The sequence below is a fragment of the Actinomadura sp. genome, from assembly GCF_044508335.1.
GTDB lineage: Bacteria > Actinomycetota > Actinomycetes > Streptosporangiales > Streptosporangiaceae > Spirillospora.
In genome coordinates this window covers 88,098-104,477 of sequence record NZ_JBIQHY010000004.1, presented here as the reverse complement: position 1 = coordinate 104,477, position 16,380 = coordinate 88,098, and the positions used below count along the sequence as shown (strand labels likewise).

General features: G+C 74.8%; 14 protein-coding genes. 7 read left to right on the top strand and 7 right to left on the bottom strand.

Annotated elements, in window-relative coordinates; genetic code table 11:
- Positions 1–4 precede the first annotated feature (4 nt).
- Positions 5–685 (bottom strand): hypothetical protein, encoded by a 681-nt coding sequence (locus tag ACIWVC_RS03125; RefSeq protein ID WP_396453773.1) that lies wholly within the window; start codon positions 683–685, stop codon positions 5–7.
- A 179-nt stretch (positions 686–864) separates the two neighbouring features.
- Here ACIWVC_RS03125 and ACIWVC_RS03120 point away from each other — a divergent pair, with 179 nt between their 5' ends.
- A complete protein-coding gene (locus ACIWVC_RS03120; RefSeq protein WP_396445051.1) occupies positions 865–2,304 on the top strand; it encodes a hypothetical protein in 1,440 nt (479 codons plus the stop codon).
- On the opposite strand, the gene ACIWVC_RS03115 is transcribed toward ACIWVC_RS03120, so the two are convergent.
- Entirely contained in the window at positions 2,297–3,142 is an 846-nt protein-coding gene (locus ACIWVC_RS03115; protein WP_396445052.1) for an IPT/TIG domain-containing protein, read from the bottom strand. The genes ACIWVC_RS03120 and ACIWVC_RS03115 overlap by 8 nt on opposite strands.
- 180 nt (positions 3,143–3,322) lie before the next feature.
- Here ACIWVC_RS03115 and ACIWVC_RS03110 point away from each other — a divergent pair, with 180 nt between their 5' ends.
- The 3 genes from ACIWVC_RS03110 (at position 3,323) to ACIWVC_RS03100 (ending at position 6,467) form a co-directional block, all read left to right on the top strand.
- Positions 3,323–5,014, top strand: a complete 1,692-nt coding sequence (locus ACIWVC_RS03110) for an ExeM/NucH family extracellular endonuclease (protein WP_396445053.1) — start codon at positions 3,323–3,325, stop codon at positions 5,012–5,014.
- Between the two features lie 103 nt (positions 5,015–5,117).
- Positions 5,118–5,411, top strand: a complete 294-nt coding sequence (locus ACIWVC_RS03105; RefSeq protein WP_396445054.1) for a hypothetical protein — start codon at positions 5,118–5,120, stop codon at positions 5,409–5,411.
- Positions 5,412–5,480: 69 nt separating this feature from the next.
- Positions 5,481–6,467 (top strand): LLM class flavin-dependent oxidoreductase, encoded by a 987-nt coding sequence (locus ACIWVC_RS03100; RefSeq protein WP_396445055.1) that lies wholly within the window; start codon positions 5,481–5,483, stop codon positions 6,465–6,467.
- A gap of 46 nt (positions 6,468–6,513) precedes the next feature.
- Here ACIWVC_RS03100 and gabT read toward each other — a convergent pair whose 3' ends face one another.
- Positions 6,514–7,863 (bottom strand): 4-aminobutyrate--2-oxoglutarate transaminase, encoded by a 1,350-nt coding sequence (gene gabT / locus ACIWVC_RS03095; protein ID WP_396445056.1) that lies wholly within the window; start codon positions 7,861–7,863, stop codon positions 6,514–6,516.
- 91 nt (positions 7,864–7,954) lie between these two features.
- Here gabT and ACIWVC_RS03090 point away from each other — a divergent pair, with 91 nt between their 5' ends.
- Together ACIWVC_RS03090 and ACIWVC_RS03085 are read left to right on the top strand one after the other, a co-directional pair.
- Positions 7,955–9,418, top strand: a complete 1,464-nt coding sequence (locus tag ACIWVC_RS03090) for a PucR family transcriptional regulator (protein WP_396445057.1) — start codon at positions 7,955–7,957, stop codon at positions 9,416–9,418.
- A gap of 5 nt (positions 9,419–9,423) precedes the next feature.
- Positions 9,424–10,851: an aldehyde dehydrogenase family protein gene (locus ACIWVC_RS03085; protein ID WP_396445058.1), complete on the top strand. Its 1,428-nt coding sequence runs from the start codon at positions 9,424–9,426 to the stop codon at positions 10,849–10,851.
- 6 nt (positions 10,852–10,857) lie between these two features.
- Here ACIWVC_RS03085 and ACIWVC_RS03080 read toward each other — a convergent pair whose 3' ends face one another.
- The 4 genes from ACIWVC_RS03080 to ACIWVC_RS03065 all read right to left on the bottom strand — a co-directional run bounded on the left by ACIWVC_RS03080 (position 10,858) and on the right by ACIWVC_RS03065 (position 14,848).
- Positions 10,858–11,898, bottom strand: a complete 1,041-nt coding sequence (locus ACIWVC_RS03080; protein WP_396445059.1) for an alpha/beta hydrolase — start codon at positions 11,896–11,898, stop codon at positions 10,858–10,860.
- Positions 11,899–11,937: 39 nt separating this feature from the next.
- Positions 11,938–12,585 (bottom strand): hypothetical protein, encoded by a 648-nt coding sequence (locus ACIWVC_RS03075; protein ID WP_396445060.1) that lies wholly within the window; start codon positions 12,583–12,585, stop codon positions 11,938–11,940.
- Between the two features lie 182 nt (positions 12,586–12,767).
- Positions 12,768–13,385 (bottom strand): class I SAM-dependent DNA methyltransferase, encoded by a 618-nt coding sequence (locus ACIWVC_RS03070; RefSeq protein ID WP_396445061.1) that lies wholly within the window; start codon positions 13,383–13,385, stop codon positions 12,768–12,770.
- Complete coding sequence (locus ACIWVC_RS03065; RefSeq protein ID WP_396445062.1) at positions 13,382–14,848, bottom strand: carboxyl transferase domain-containing protein; 1,467 nt, start codon at positions 14,846–14,848, stop codon at positions 13,382–13,384. The genes ACIWVC_RS03070 and ACIWVC_RS03065 overlap by 4 nt, the downstream gene beginning before the upstream one ends.
- Before the next feature lie 102 nt (positions 14,849–14,950).
- Between ACIWVC_RS03065 and ACIWVC_RS03060 the strand changes: the two genes are divergently transcribed.
- Positions 14,951–16,372 (top strand): amidase, encoded by a 1,422-nt coding sequence (locus ACIWVC_RS03060; RefSeq protein WP_396445063.1) that lies wholly within the window; start codon positions 14,951–14,953, stop codon positions 16,370–16,372.
- Positions 16,373–16,380: the final 8 nt, after the last annotated feature.

The window sequence follows — 16,380 nt, the reverse complement described above, 5'->3', positions numbered from 1 at the left end:
CCGGTCAGCCCCGCGCGGGCCGCGGGCGGTCGCGCCGCCCGGCCCGGCGGGCCGGTTCCGCGCCGCGCGGGACGGCGTCCGCGTCGGCCGAGCGCCGGGGCCGCTCGGCGGGGCGGTCCGGATCGGGGTCGGCGGGCATCAGCCCCGAGGTCTCCAGGTAGTGGCGCCCCCGGGGGGTGAGGTCCCAGGCGTTGTGGCGCCACTCCTTGCGCCGCCACACCACGCCCGCGGACAGCAGCTTGCGGCCGACCCGGCTGATCTCGGTCTCGTCGGTGCCGAGCTCGGCGGCCAGCTGCTGGTTGGACAGGCCCTGGCGGCGGGCCACGGCCACGAGGAAGCGCGCCGCGTACCCGTCGGGCTGCAGCGCGAGCTGGAGGCCGGACGGGAGCCGCTTCAGCGCCCAGTGCACGACGTCGATCAAGCCGAGGATGCGGCCGCGCTGCTCGCGCTGCGCGCCGTCGAGGGCGTCGACGTCGAGATAGTGGCGGTGCAGCCACTGGAGCCCGTCCTGGCATTCGGTGAGGGCGGGCTCGTCGGCGCTCAGCGAGGCATCGGTGATCAGCATGCCGAGCGCCGAGAAGTGGCCGTCGCTGATGACCTTGGCGTTCTCCATGGCGTCGATGAGGCGCCGGATCTCGGTCCGCCGATCGCGGCGGTCGGGGGCGGTGTCGGTGGACGGGTTCACGGCTCACTCCTCGGCGACGGGCATCCCCGGACATGTCCAGCGTGCGCCCATGCCAAGTGAATGTCAAGTGAAGCGCGTCTCTGTTGCGGACGACACGGTGTCCCCGGCCCGCGAGCGTTAGCATCGAGCCACTAGCCGTGACCGTGCCTTGACCCCCGGGGGCGCTGATGGAGGATCAGTTGGCCGCAGCCGTGCATCCGGCAGAACCAGCTGATCTCTTCGTCCGGCTCTACGACGCCATGCCGGACGAGGTGTTCCGCGGCTGGACCGCCACCCGCTGGTACGAGGACGCCCAGGTGCGGCGGCGCGCGAACGAGATCGGCGAGATCGTGCTGGAGCACGGCGTCCTCGACCCGGCGATCACCGAGGAGATGATCGCCGAGTACGGGGACCGCGGCCGGTTCATGATCCTCCTCGGCCTCGACATCGCGCTCGCGCACGCCAGCCCGTACTCCCCGTACCACGGCGCGCCCGCGCTGGCCGGGGTGCTCGTCACCTACCTGACCGAGGGCAAGTTCAACGGGCCGGGCACGACGGGCGCGCTGCTCCCCCGCTGCGCCTACCCGGGCCGGCCCCGCGGGCTGCGGTCCAAGGCGGAGTTCTTCGGCGTCCACCGCGTCCCGCAGGCGGAATGGGACATGATCGAGCACTCGGTCCTGCCCACCGCGCACGACCCGCACTTCAGCCGGGACGAGCCGGTCGCCGTCGGCTGCGCGCCGGTGCTGGAGACCTACGACGACGTCGAGATCGAGTTCGCCGAGCGGGACGGCACGACCGTGTACCGGCTGCGCCCGATGGACTCCTCCGGGCTGCGCAGCCGGATCAAGGCGATCGTCCGGCGGCTGGACGAGTCCGGCGCGCAGCTCGCCGTGATGCCGGAGGCGTCGCTGTCGGACGCGCTGCTGGAGCACTGGAAGGAGGTCGCGTTCGACACCGCCGGGCGCGACCGGAGCCGGCGCCCGCTGCGGTTCATCCTGCTCGGCAGCGGCCCGCTCGGCGGCGGCGACCCGCCGCCGAACCGCGCCGTCCTGCTCGACCGGTGGACGGGGCGGGAGCTGCTGGTCCAGGACAAGCTGTCCGGCTTCACGCTGGACGCCGCGCAGATGCGGCTGTGGCGGCTGCCGGACGCGCCGGACGCGGGCACCGCCGCCGAGCACATCCGGCCCGGCCGCAAGATCAGCGTGCTCGACTCGTCCCTGGGCCGGCTCGCCGTGCTCATCTGCGAGGACCTCGGCCGCTCGATCCGCTGGGAGCGCGAGCTGCTGGCGTGCGGGGTGTCGCACCTGCTCGTCCCGATCTTCTCCAAGCCGATCCTGGAGTACCGCTGGGAGGACCAGGGCGCCGAGCGGCAGGTCGCGGAGCTGGGCGCCTGGGTCACGGTGTCCAACAGCCTCGCGGTCGGCGCCGCGATCCCGGACATCGACCTGCCCGGCCCCCGCTACACGTGCCTGGTCGCGGGCCCGCGGAGCCTGCGCCGCACCGCCTACGCCGGCGACCGGCAGTTCGGCGTCGCGCGGACGGGCGCCGAGCTGGGGCGGCTGCCGACGTCCGAGCTGCCGCGCGTGTACCCCGGCGCCGCCTACGACGCCTGGCACGACCACTGGCAGGACGCTAAGTAGCGGTCCGTCCGGCGGGGTCCTCGACGGTGAACGTCTCCGGGCTCGCCACGCTGCCCGCCGGCATGTACACGATGGGGCAGCCGGAGGCGGCGCCCACCGGGACGGTCGTCCGGAGCCGGGTGTCGGTCACCTCGGAGACCGCCGCGCGGGCCGGGCCGAAACGGACGCCCATCGCCGCCGCGAGGCCGGTGCCGTGGACCGTGACGGCCGTGCCCGGCGGGCCGCCGAGCGGCTCGATCGCGGTGACCGTCGCCGCGGGGGCGTGGTCGCGGCCCTGCGGCGCGGGCGCCAGCAGGGTCGAGAAGACGCTGTGGAACTTCTCCGCGGTCTCCCGCGAGAACTGCCCGACGAGCGCGGCGATGGCGGTGATCCCGTACGGGTTGATGTCGGCCGCCCCGCCGGCCGGCGAGGTGAGGCCGCCCCGCACGACCAGGTACACGATCAGCCCGAAGAGCGCGCCGACGAAGGGCAGCAGCAGGTACATCGGCAGCCAGCTCCGGCGCAGCGCCCGGTTCCCGATGTACCAGTAGAACGAGCGCAGGACGTGCGCGATGCCGCCGAGCGCGCCCGCGGCCATGACGATCACGAACAGGCTCGTCTCCCGCGACAGCGTCGGCGACCAGCCCGGGAAGCGGGCCGTCTTGGCGGCCGGGGTGATCTCGGTCCGCCCGTCCGGGCCGATCCGGGGGCTCGCCGGCCACGCCTGGACGAGCACGATCACCAGCACCGCCGTGACGATCAGCAGGACGGCGAACACGGCGACGATGTCGCGCGTGCGGGCGTACGTCCCGCCGGGCGACTCCGATTCGGCGGACGGTTCGGCGGACGGTTCGGTCACGGCCCTCCTTCGGGGGGTTCGGTTCGCGCGGGCCTCCAGCCGGTTATCCGCCCGGGCCCGCGGGCCGTTTCGCGAAGGGCGGGCCGGGCGCCGCCCACAATTACGACAATCCGTTGCAAATTGGTGGAGTCTTCATTAATGGTTCGCCGGCCCGCCGGCGCCCCGCCCTACGCTCCGCCCATGCGCCGAACAGCAGCAGCACTCGCGACCGCCCTGACCGCCGGCCTGGCAGCCGGCGCGCAGCCGGCCGCCGCGGCGGAGCCGCCGCCCACCTGCGGCACACCCGCCGACCACCAGATCGCCGACGTCCAGGGCGACGGGGAGGCGAGCCCCCTGGCCGGGCAGACCGTCCGGGTCGAGGGCGTCGTCACCGCGGACTTCCAGCGGTCCGACCAGCTCAAGGGCTTCTTCGTCCAGGACCCGACGCCCGACCGTGATCCGCGTACGTCCGACGGGCTCTTCGTCTACTCCACCGAGGAGGTCGCGGTCGGCGACCGGGTCCTCGTGACCGGCAAGGCCGTCGAGTTCAACGGGCTCACCGAACTGTCGCCGGTCTCGGCCGTGGACGTGTGCGGGAAGGGGCGGATCGCGCCGACCCCCGTCCGGCTGCCGCTGCGCGGCGGCGCGACCCTGGAGCGGTACGAGGGCATGCTGCTGCGGTTCGCGCAGCGCCTCACCGCCACCGAGGTCTACACGCTCGGACGGTACGGCGAGGTCACCGTCTCCGCCGGGGGCCGGCTCTTCCAGCCGACCGACGGGCACGGCTCCACGCAGGCGGGCAACGACGCGCGCAAGCTGCTCGTCGACGACGCGTCGAACGTCCAGAACCCGGACACGATCCCGTACACCGACCCGCGCGTCCTGCGGATCGGCGACTCGGCCGCCGGGCTCACCGGCGTCCTCGACTACGGGTTCGGCGAGTACCGGCTCGAACCCACCGAGACGGCGCACTTCGCGAACACGAACCGGCGGCCGAAGAAGCCGCGGCACGTCGGCGGCGACGTGCGCGTGGCCAGTTTCAACACGCTGAACTGGTTCACGACGCTGAACCGGCGCGGCGCCGACACCGCGGAGGAGCAGGAGCGCCAGCTCGCCAAGCTGACCGCCGCGCTCAAGGGCCTGAACGCCGACGTCGTCGGGCTCATGGAGGTCGAGAACAACGGCGACACGGCGGTGAAGGCCATCGTCGACCGGCTGAACCAGGAGACCGGCGCCGGGACGTACGCGTGGGTGCGGCACCCGTACCCGGGCGCGGACGAGATCCACGTCGCCCTCATCTACAAGCCGGCGAAGGTCGTGCCGGCCGGCGCGGCGACCTCGTCGCAGGACCCGGTCTTCGACCGGCCGCCGCTGGTGCAGACGTTCCGGCCCGCCGCCGGCGGGACGGCGTTCACGATGATCGTGAACCACTTCAAGTCGAAGGGCTGCGGCGACGCCACCGGCCCCGACGAGGACCAGGGCGACGGGCAGGGCTGCTACAACGCGCGCCGCGTCGAGCAGGCCGAGGCGATCCGGGCGATCGCGGACGGCGTCGTCAACCCCCTCGTCGTCGGCGACCTCAACGCCTACACCGCCGAGGACCCGGTGAAGGTGCTCACCGCCGCCGGGCTCGTCTCGCAGACCCGGCGGTTCGTCCGTCCCGCCGACCGGTACAGCTACGTGTTCGACGGGCAGTCGGGCGAACTGGACCACGCCCTCGCCGGACGGTCGCTGTCGCGGCGCGTGACCGGCGCGACGATCTGGCACATCAACAGCGACGAGCCGGTGTTCCTCGACTACAACACCGAGTTCAACCCGCCGGAGTTCTACCGGCCGGACGCGTTCCGCTCGTCCGACCACGACCCCGTCCTGCTGGGGCTGAACCTGCGCTGACGCCCGTCGGGCCGGCCGCCCGGAAAGGGGCGGCCGGCCTCTCGCGCGGGGCGGACACGAAGCGTATGATCCGGGTCACATTTCTAGAGATCGGTGCGCTGAGATGACCGAAACCGCCCCCGCGGCACCCGCCCCCTCGCTCGCCTTCGGCATCGGTCCCGACGGGACGTACACCCTGGCGGGGCAGATCGCCGCCTTCGTCCTCGGCCTTCTCACGACGTTCGTGTTCCTGCCGCTGGTCGTGGTCGCCGCGCTCCTCTACACCCGCGCGGAGACCCGGTTCGCCGAGGACCCGGCGCGGGCGCGCACGCTCGTGAACTGGTCGTGGCTCTGCATCACGCTCCCCCTCCTGCTCGCCGTCGTCGCGTTCAACGCCGCCTGGTTCCTGATGCGCTGAGTCCCCGGCGCGGCCGGTCCCGGGGCGGCGGCGGGAAGACGACCGCCCCTCGGCGGGTTGGCACAGGGTATGAGCGTGCGCTTCTCCGTCCTCGACCTCGCCCCCGTCGTCAGCGGCTCCACGTCCGGCCAGGCCCTGCGCAACACCCTCGACCTGGCCCGGCACGCCGAACGCCTCGGCTACCACCGGTACTGGCTCGCCGAGCACCACGCGATGCCCGGCATCGCCAGCTCCGCGACGGCCGTGCTGATCGGGCAGGTCGCGGCGGCCACGTCCCGGATGCGGGTCGGGTCCGGCGGGGTCATGCTGCCGAACCACGCGCCGATGGTGATCGCCGAGCAGTTCGGGACACTTGAGGCGCTCTACCCGGGGCGCATCGACCTCGGCCTCGGCCGCGCGCCGGGCACCGACCAGGCGACGGCGCGGGCGCTGCGCCGCTCCCCGGACGCGCTGTCGGCGGACGACTTCCCCGAGCAGGTCATCGAGCTGCGCGGCTACTTCGGCGCGGACAGCAAGGTCACGCCCGCCGCCGGGAACGAGCCGCCGATCTGGCTGCTCGGCTCCAGCGGCTACAGCGCCCGCCTCGCCGGGCTGCTCGGGATGCCGTTCGCGTTCGCGCACCACTTCAGCGCCGAGAACACCGTGCCCGCGCTGGCGCTCTACCGCGACTCGTTCCGCCCTGGCGCGCTGGACGAGCCGTACTCGATGATCGGCGTGTCGGTGACGGCGGCCGCCTCCGACGAGCGGGCGCGCGAGCTGGCGGCCCCGCAGGCGCTGGCGTTCCTGCGGCTGCGGCAGGGCCGCCCGGGGCCGCTGCCGACGCCGGAGGAGACCGCCGCGCACCCGTACACGCCGCTGGAGCGGCAGATGATCGACGCGCGGCTCGCCGACCAGGTGATGGGCGGGCCGGAGACCGTCCGCAAGCAGCTGGACGCGCTGATCGAGCGCAGCGCGGTGGACGAGGTCATGGCCGTCACGCAGGTCTTCGACCACGCCGACCGGCTGAGGTCCTACGAGATCCTCGCCGGCCTCTACCCGGAGAGCTTCCCGGCCTAGACGCCGCCGGCCCCGCGCGGGGCCGGCGGTTCCCGGTCCGGGCGGATCAGCCCTCGAAAGCCTCGGCCAGGATGTCCAGGCCCTCGTTCAGCAGGTCCTCGGGGATGACGAGCGGCGGCAGGAAGCGCAGCACGTTCCCGTACGTGCCGGTCGTCAGGACGAGCAGGCCGCGCTCGTGGCAGCGCCGCGCGACCCGCGCGGTCAGCTCGGGATCGGGCTCCTTCGTGCCCTCCCGCACCAGCTCGATCGCGATCATGGCGCCGCGGCCGCGGACGTCCCCGATCGCCGGGTGCCTGCCGGCGAGGTCGCGCAGCCGGGGCAGCATGATCTCGCCGATGCGGCGGGCCCGCTCGGTGAGCTTGCCCTCCTCGATCTCCTCCAGGACGGCGAGCGCCGCCGCGCAGGCGAGCGGGTTGCCGCCGTAGGTGCCGCCGAGGCCGCCGCCGTGCACCTTGTCCATGATGGCGGCGCGCCCGGTGACGGCGGCCAGCGGCAGCCCGCCCGCGATGCCCTTCGCGGTCGCGACGAGGTCGGGGACGACGCCCTCGTGCTCGCAGGCGAACATGTCGCCGGTGCGGGCGAAGCCGGTCTGCACCTCGTCGGCGACGAACAGGATGCCGTTCGCGCGGGCGAACTCCGCGAGCGCGGGCAGGAACCCGGGCGCCGGCTCGATGAACCCGCCCTCGCCCTGGATCGGCTCGATCAGCAGCGCCGCCACGTTCGTCGCGCCGATCTCCTTGGTGATCCGGCCGATGACCTGCGCCGCGGCCTCAGGTCCGCAGTTCTCCGGGCCGGTGGGCCAGCGGAACGGGTACGCCAGCGGCATCCGGTACACCTCGGGCGCGTACGGGCCGAACCCGTGCTTGTACGGCATGTTCTTCGCCGTCAGCGTCATGGTCAGCAGCGTCCGGCCGTGGTAGCCGTGCTCGAACACCACGACCGCCTGCCGCCCCGTCGCGTACCGGGCGATCTTGACCGCGTTCTCCACCGCCTCCGCACCGCTGTTCACCAGGAACGACCGCTTCTCGTGGTCGCCGGGCGTGATCCGGTTGAGGTTCTCGCACACCGCGACGTACGACTCGTAGGGCGCCACCATGAAGCAGGTGTGCGTGAACCGGTCGGCCTGCTCCTTCACCCGCGCGGCGACCCGCGGGTTCGCGTTGCCGACGTTCGTGACCGCGATGCCCGAACCGAAGTCGATCAGCGAGTTGCCGTCCACGTCGACGACCACGCCGCCGTCGGCGTCCGTCACGTAGACGGGCAGGACGCTGCCGACGCCCGGCGGCACCGCCGCGGCGCGCCGTTCTTGCAGCTCCCGGGAGCGCGGCCCGGGGATCTCGGTGACGACGCGGCGTTCCTGCGGCAGGCGGGAAGTGCTGGAGTCTCGGCTGGTCATGGCCTGAACATAAGCCGGGCGCCGCCTACGATGAACCGTACGCGGCGGCGAAAACCGCCTCGCGAGATGGACACTTTGCACAGGGATTGCGATGCCGCCCACCCTGGCCGCCGTGGCGGCCCTCCCCCAGCTCGGCCTGCGGTCGCGCACCGGCCCGCTGCCGGACGCGCCCGTCGTGTGGGTCGCGGTCAGCGAGCTGGAGGACCCGACCCCGTTCCTGGAGGGCGGCGAGCTCGTCCTCACCACCGGCATGCGGCTCACGCCGGCGAACGCCGCCGCGTACGTGTCGCGCCTGGTGGGGCGCGGCGTCGCCGGGCTCGGGTTCGCGGTGGGCGTCATCCACGACGACGTCCCGCCCGAGCTGCTCGCGGCGGCGCGCGGCCAGGGGCTCGTGCTGCTGGAGGTGCCGCGCCCGACGCCGTTCATCGCCATCGGCAAGGCCGTGTCGCGGATGCTGGCCGCCGAGTGGTACGAGGACGTCACCCGCGCGTTCCAGGCCCAGCGGGAGCTGACCCGCGCCGCGCTCACCGGCACCGGCGCCCTCGTCGCCCGGCTGGCGCGGCTGCTCGGCGGGTGGGCGCTGCTGCTGGACGCGTCCGGGGACGTCCGGCACGCCGAGCCCGCGAGCGCCCGGGGCCGCGCCGCGGAGCTGGCGCCCGAGCTGGCGCGGCTGCGCCGCCGCCCCGCCGCGAGCGCCTCGCTGGCCCTCCCGGACGGCCACATCGCGGTGCAGCGGCTCGGGGTCGGCGGGCCGCCGCGCGGGTTCCTCGCCGTCGGGACGGACGCGCCGCTCCCGCCCGCCGCGCACACGATCGTCGGCGCGGCCGTCGCGCTGCTGACGCTGCAGACGGAGACGCCGCGCACGGGCCGCGACCTGCGGGCCTCGCTCGCCGCGCTGCTGCTCGGCCGCCCGGACGCGGGGCCGCTCGTGCCGGACGGGCCGGTCCGCGTGCTGGCCTGCGCGGGCGGGGCGGCCGTGCTGGACGCGCTGGACTCCGAACCGGCCGGGGCGCGCTGCCTCGCGCTTCCGCTGGACGGGCGCACCGCGGTGATCGTCCCGGACGAGCCGGCCGGCGCGGTCGAGGCGCTGCTCGCCGGGACCGGCCCGATCGGCGTGAGCGCTCCGGCGGCCGGCGACCTGGCGGCCGCGCTGCGGCAGGCGGAGGAGGCGCTCGCCGCCGCCGAGCGGACGAACCGGGACGTGCTCCACTACACCGACCTTCCCGGGCAGGGCGTGCTCGGCCTGCTCGACCCCGGGATCGCGCACGCCTTCGCCGACACGCTTCTCGCACCGCTCCGCGAGGAGGACCTGGTCGAGACCGTCCGGGCGTACGTCGCGGCCAACGGGCAGGGGGAGGCCGCGGCGCGGGCGCTCGGCGTCCACCGGCACACGCTCCGCGCGCGGATGCGCAAGGCCGCGGAACTCCTGGGGCGCGACCCCGACGACCCGGCCGTCCGCGCCGAACTGTGGATCGCGCTCGCCGTCGCGTCCAATCAGGGCGGCCGGATTGGACACCGTGGAGACTCGAAATCGGGCGCGCCGCGACTAGCGTGAACGGTATGAACGTGACCCCATTCTGGCTGGCCGGCCGGCCCGAGACCGGCGACGGTGAGCTGACCGTTGCGCATCCCTACGACGGCCGCGTGGTCGGGACGGCGGCCGTCCCGACGCCCGCGCAGGTGGAGGAGGCGGTCGCCGCCGCGGACGCGGTCCGCCGGAAGGCCGCGGCGCTGCCCCTGCACGTGCGGGCCGAGGCGCTCGCGCACGTGTCCGCGCGGATCGCCGAGCGGGCCGAGGAGATCGCCCGGCTGATCACCGCGGAGAACGGCAAGCCGCTGCTGTGGGCGCGCGGCGAGGTGACCCGCGCGATCTCCACGTTCCGGTTCGCCGCCGAGGAGGCCCGCCGGTTCAGCGCCACCACGCAGCGGCTCGACACCGACCCGGCCGCCGAGGGCCGGATGGCCTACATCACCCGCGTGCCGAAGGGCCCGGTGCTCGGCATCTCGCCGTTCAACTTCCCGCTGAACCTCGCCGCGCACAAGATCGCCCCGGCGATCGCGGCGGGCACCCCGATCGTGCTGAAGCCGGCCCCCGCGACGCCGCTGTCCGCGCTCCTGCTGGGCGAGCTGCTCGCCGAGACCGACCTGCCCGCGGGGATGTTCTCCATCCTGCCGGTGCCGAACGACCGCGCGTCCGCCCTGGTGGACGACCCGCGCCTGCCGATCGTGTCGTTCACCGGCTCGGTCCCCGTCGGCTGGGCGATCAACGACCGGGCGCCGCGCAAGCACGTCACGCTCGAACTCGGCGGGAACGGCGCGGCCGTCGTGCTGCCGGACGCCGACCTCGACTGGGCCGCCAAGCGGATCGGGCTGTTCTCCAACTACCAGGCCGGGCAGAGCTGCATCGCCGTCCAGCGCGTCTACGTCGACCGCTCCGTCCACGACGAGTTCGTCCCGAAGCTGGTCGAGACGGTCGCGTCCCTCGTCACCGGCGACCCGTGGGACGACAAGACCCAGGTCGGCCCGCTCGTCAGCCAGGAGGCCGCCGAGCGCGTCGAAGCCTGGGTGGACGAGGCCGTCGCGGCGGGCGCGAAGGTCCTGACCGGCGGTACCCGCGAGGGCGCGGCGTACGCGCCCACGGTGCTGGCCGACGTCCCGCCCGACGCCAAGGTGTCCCGCGAGGAGGTGTTCGGGCCGGTCATGTTCGTCCAGCCCGTGGACGGCGTCGACGAGGCGTTCGCGCTGGTCAACGACTCCAAGTTCGGGCTGCAGGCGGGCGTGTTCACGCGCAGCCTCGACATCGCGTTCCGCGCGCACCGCGAGCTGGACGTCGGCGGCGTCGTGATCGGCGACGTCCCGTCCTACCGCGCCGACCAGATGCCGTACGGCGGCGTGAAGGACTCGGGCGTGGGCCGCGAGGGCCTGCGGTCGGCGATGGCCGACTACACCGAGGAGAAGGTCATGATCCTCACCGGCCTGCCCCTCTGACGCCCGCTAGCGGGGCCTTGCGTACAGCCCGGTGCGCAGGGCCCCGGCCGCCTCCGACAGCGCCTCCTGGAAGCGCCCGCCCAGCGACCACGTGTTCGCGAACCCGTGGATGAGGTCCTCCTGCCGGCGCAGCGCGACCCGCACCCCGGACTTCTCCAGCCGCTTCGCGAACTCCTCGCCCTCGTCCCGCAGCGGGTCGAAGCCCGCCGTGACCAGGTACGTCGCCGGGAACCCGCTGAGGTCGCCGGCGAGCAGCGGCGACGCCTTCACCTCGGCGCGCCGCTCCTCCGGGCAGTAGCGGTCGCCGAACCACGTCATGTCGTCGTCGGTCAGGTAGAACCCCTCGGCGAACAGGTCCCGCGACCTCCGCCGGGCGGACAGGTCGGTCGCCGGGTAGAACAGCAGCGCGAAGTCGGGCGTGCGCTCGGCCAGCAGCCCGACGACCGCCGCGAGGTTGCCGCCCGCGCTGTCGCCGCCGACCGCGACGGCCGCGGGGTCGGCGCCGAGCTCCGCCGCGTGCGCGACCGCGTAGGCGTAGGCCGCGAGCGCGTCGTCCGGCGCCGCCGGATACGGGTGCTCGGGGGCGAGCCGGTACTCGACCGTCAGCACCCGCACCTCGGCGTGCACCGCCAGATACCGGCAGACGGTGTCGTGCGTGTCGATGTCGCCGATGACCCAGCCGCCGCCGTGGTAGAAGACGAGCAGCGGCGACCCCTCGGGCAGGCCCTGCGGCGTGTAGAGCCGCGCCGGCACGCCGCCCGCGTCGACGTCCCGCGTCCGCACCGGCCGCCTGGGCCGCTTCGTCAGGTACACCTTCGACCTGGCGAGCCCGCGGCGCGCGTCCTCGACGGTGCCCCCGGCGAGCCTCCGCTCGCCCTCCAGCCGCATCATCAGGAGCAGCAGCTGCGCGTCCACCGACAGCTCCTGCCCGTCCCGGCGCACCGGCGGCCCGACGATCAGGCGCTTGACGGGCTCCGGCAGCGCGAAGACCCCTCGCAGCATCCGCCCCGCCACCGAGGGCGGCACCAGCTCGACCAAGGACGCCATGTGATCCTCCAAGCCCACGGGTTGCGCACACCGTACCCCTCAGTAGCCTCCGCGTCCCGCGCCGGGGGAGCCCGCCCGCGTCCGCCGCCGGTAGTACGCCACGGTCACGGCGCCGAGCAGCGGCCCCCACGCCACCAGCGGCAGGTAGGCGACGACCCCGAGAACGCCTTCCCAGCTCCCGAAATGTATGGGGAACCCGTCCGGCAACGGCCGCCCCTGGATCGTCTCCCTGAAGACCAGCACGTTGACGGTGGACACCGTCCACAACACGGTGAGGAACGCCGCACCCAGCGCCGCGGGTATCACCGCCGCCATGACCGGCACCCGCCGGCCCCGTACCCACGGCACCCACCGGGGGAACACCTCGCCCCACCGCGCGATCAACCCGACCGCGGTGAAGGCGGCCAACTCCGAGAAGACCGACAGCAGCACAACGTAGATCTCCATGGGGAACCAGCCCGGCAGGTCCCCCTGCGCGTCCGCCGACCCCAGGTCGCTCTCCCCGATGATCGGAAGATGGACGGCGAACGCCGCGATCCGCCACACCCCGGACGGCAGCACGGTGAACGGCACGGCCAGGGCCGCGATCCGCGCCCACCGCGGCACCCCCTCGACCGCCTCATGCGCCACGCGCCAGCCGCCCCGCAACCGCCCGAACGGCCTCGCGGCCACAGCACCAACGGTCATGCCTGCCTCCCTGATCGCGCACGTACGAACGCCACGATCACACCCGGGCACCGCCCTCCGAATCCCCCGCGGGCACCGCCCGCCTCCCCCGCGAGGGTGAATCCAGCAGGCTCAAATCCAGCGGGCTCAGGGGAAGCATCGGCTCAACGCCCCCGGAGTCCTCGCGGCGGCGGCGCGGCGCCCTATGCCTTGCGGAGGAGGAGGTGGCCGGCCGGGGAGTGCTCGGTCTCCGTCGGGCGGCGCAGGAGGCGGGCGACTTCGGCCAGGCCGGTCCGGCGGGCGACGCCGGCGATGTGGTCGATCGGCCAGCGGTGGGCGCGGACGACCTTGTGGTCGAACGGGTCGGGGACGTCGCCGTCGGTCGACTGGAAGGCCAGGAGCAGGTGGCCGCCGGGGGCCAGGACGCGGTGGAGCTCGGCGAAGGCGTCCGGCAGCTCGGCCGGGTCCAGGTGGATGATCGAGTACCAGGCCAGGACGCCGGCCAGGGATGCGTCCGGGAACGCGAGCGCCTTCATGGCGCCCTCGGCGAAGCGCAGGTGCGGGTGGTCCGCGCGGGCCCTGGCGATCATGGCGGGCGACAGGTCGACGCCGGACGCGTCGAGGCCGAGCGCGTGCAGGCGCGCGGTCACCTGGCCGGGGCCGCAGCCCACGTCGGCGACCGGTCCGCGGCCCCGCACGAGGTCCGCGAACGCGGAGATCAGCGCGCGGTCGACGGGCAGGCCATCGAGATGGTCGCGGAACATGTCGGCGTAGAGCCCGGCGACGGCGTCGTAGGCGGCTCGCGTGGCGGCATCGGTCATGGGCTCCGACGGTAGCGGGCCTGGCGGGCGGCGGGCCCGGTCGGCGCGAGGCCGGACAGGCCGGCCTCGATCGCGGCGGCGGCGCGGCGGCAGAACGCCTCGGGCTCGTCGGCGGCGTCCGGGCGCTCGTCCACCAGGGCGTCCGCGATGCCGGCGCGGAGCAGGTCGGCGGAGCGGACGCCCTGGGACGCGGCCATCTCGGCCGCGCGGGACGGGGTCCGGTGGACGATCACCGACGCGCCCTCCGGCGGGAGCGGGGACAGCCAGCCGTGCCGGGCCACCAGGACGCGGTCGGCGGGCAGCAGCGCCAGCGCCGCGCCGCCGGTGCCCTCGCCGAGGAGGAGGCAGAGCGTCGGCGCGGACAGCGTGATCAGGTCGGCGAGGCAGCGGGCGATCTCGCCGGCCAGGCCGCGCTCCTCGGCCTCGGCGGACAGCACGGCGCCGGGCGTGTCGACCACGGTGACCAGCGGCAGGCCGAGCTGGGCGGCCAGCCGCATCCCGCGCCGCGCGACGCGCAGGCCGGCCGGGCCGAGCGGACGGCCGGCGCGCTGGCTGTCGCGGTCCTGGCCGACGAGGACGCAGGGCGCCGCGCCGAACCGGGCGAGGGCGAGCTCCAGGCCGGGGTCGGCCTCCCCCTGGCCGGTGCCCGACAGCAGGGTCACGTCGGCGGCCCCGTACCGGAGCAGCTCGCGGACGCCCGGACGGTCCCGGCGGCGGGACCGCTCGATCGACTCCCAGGCCGTCCCGCCGGGCGCCGCCCCCGAAGGCAGGGGCGCCGGCGCCGCGGGCGGCCGCCCGCACAGGACGCTCAGCGCCCGCGACGCGGCCTCGGCGAGGTCGTCGATGGCGACCACGGCGTCCAGCAGGCCCTTGGCCGCGAGGTTCTCGGCGACCTGCACGCCCGGCGGGAACGGCTCCCCGTAGAGGCCCTCGTACACGCGCGGGCCCAGGAAGCCGATCAGCGCGCCCGGCTCGGCGGCCGTCACGTGGCCGAGCGACCCCCACGACGCGAACACCCCGCCGGTCGTGGGGTGCCGCAGGTAGACCAGGTACGGCAGCCCGGCGGCGCGGTGCGCGGCGACCGCCGCCGTTATCCGGGCCATCTGGACGAACGCCGCCGTCCCCTCCTGCATGCGCGTGCCGCCCGAACACGGCGCGGCCAGCAGCGGGAGCCGCTCGGCGGTGGCGCGCTCGACGGCCGCGACGATCCGGTCGGCGGTGGCGAGGCCGATCGAGCCGGCGAGGAAGCGGAACTCCGACACGACGAACGCGACGCGGCGGCCCCGCAGCAGCCCCTCGCCGGTGAGGACGGCCTCGTCGCAGCCGCTGCGCTCCCGGGCCGCGGCCAGATCCCGGCCGTAGGAGGACGCAGGCGCTTCCGCCGGCGGCTCGTCCCAGGACGTCCAGGCGCCGCCGTCCAGCACGCGGCGCAGCAGTTCCCGCGCCCCGACCCGTTCCGTCACGCGGCCCCTTCCCTCGGTCTTCCCAGCATGATGGCCGCAAGCGGGGCGCTCCCGGCAGCCGGGGGTGGACACTGGGAGGAACCCGGCAGAAGGGAAGCGCACGTGTCCGAGGAGATCTGTTTCGCGTCCGCCCGGGAGCTGGCCCGCAGGATCCGCGCCCGCGAGCTGTCGGCGCGCGAGGTCCTGCAGGCGCATCTCGACCGGATCGAGCGGACGAACCCGCAGGTCAACGCCATCGTCACGCTCGTCGCGGAGCAGGCGGCCGAGCAGGCGCGGCAGGCCGACGAGCGGCTCGCCGCCGGGGAGCCGCCGGGCCCCCTGCACGGCCTGCCCGTCGCGCACAAGGACACGCACGCCACGAAGGGCATCCGCACGACGTCCGGCTCGCCGATCTTCGCCGACCACGTGCCGGACCAGGACGAACTGGTCATCGAGCGGATCCGCGCCGCCGGTGCCGTCACGCTCGGCAAGACGAACGTGCCGGAGTTCGCCGCCGGGTCGCACACGTTCAACCCGGTCTTCGGCCTGACCCGCAACCCCTACGACCTCTCCCGGTCGGCGGGCGGCAGCAGCGGCGGCGCGGCCGCGGCGCTGGCGTGCGGGATGCATCCGCTCGCGGACGGCAGCGACATGGGCGGGTCGCTGCGCAACCCCGCCTCGTTCTGCAACGTCGTCGGGTTCCGCCCGTCCCCCGGGCGGGTGCCGTCCTGGCCGGTGCCGGCGGGCTGGGCGACGCTCGGCGTGCAGGGCCCGATGGCCCGCGAGGTCGCGGACGCGGCGCTGCTGCTGTCCGTGCTGGCCGGTCCCGACCCGCGCAGCCCCATCGCGCTGGAGACGCCCGGCTCGGTGTTCGCCGGGCCGCTCGACCGCGACCTGCGCGGGCTGCGCGTCGCCTGGTCCCCCGACCTCGGTGGGGCGGTCCCGGTCGACCCGGCCGTCACCGGCGTCCTCGAACCGGCCGTCAAGGTGTTCGAGGAGCTGGGCTGCGGGGTCGAGGAGGCGTGCCCCGACCTGGCCGGCGCCGACGAAGTGTTCCGGACGCTGCGCGCCTGGCACTGGGACATCGCCCTCCGCCCCCTGCTGGACGAGCGCCCCGGCGACTTCAAGCGGTCCCTCGCCGAGAACATCGAGGCGGGCCGGTCCCTCACCGGCGCCGACCTCGGGCGGGCCGAGGTCCTGCACACCGCGCTGTTCCACCGCGTCCGGGAGTTCTTCGAGCGGTACGACGCGCTGCTCCTGCCGGTCAGCCAGGTGCCGCCGTTCGACGCCGGCGCCGAGTACCCGGACGAGGTCGCCGGGCAGCCCATGCACGACTACCTGGAGTGGATGCGCTCCTGCTTCCTCGTCTCGGCGACCGGGTGCCCCGCCCTGTCGGTCCCGGCCGGGTTCACCTCGGGCGGCCTGCCGATCGGGCTGCAGATCGTCGGACCCCACCACGCCGACCTCGCCGTCCTGCAGATCGGGCACGCGTTCGAGCAGGCCACCCGGCACGCGGCGCGCCGCCCGCCGGTCGCCGCGGGCTAGCCCGCACC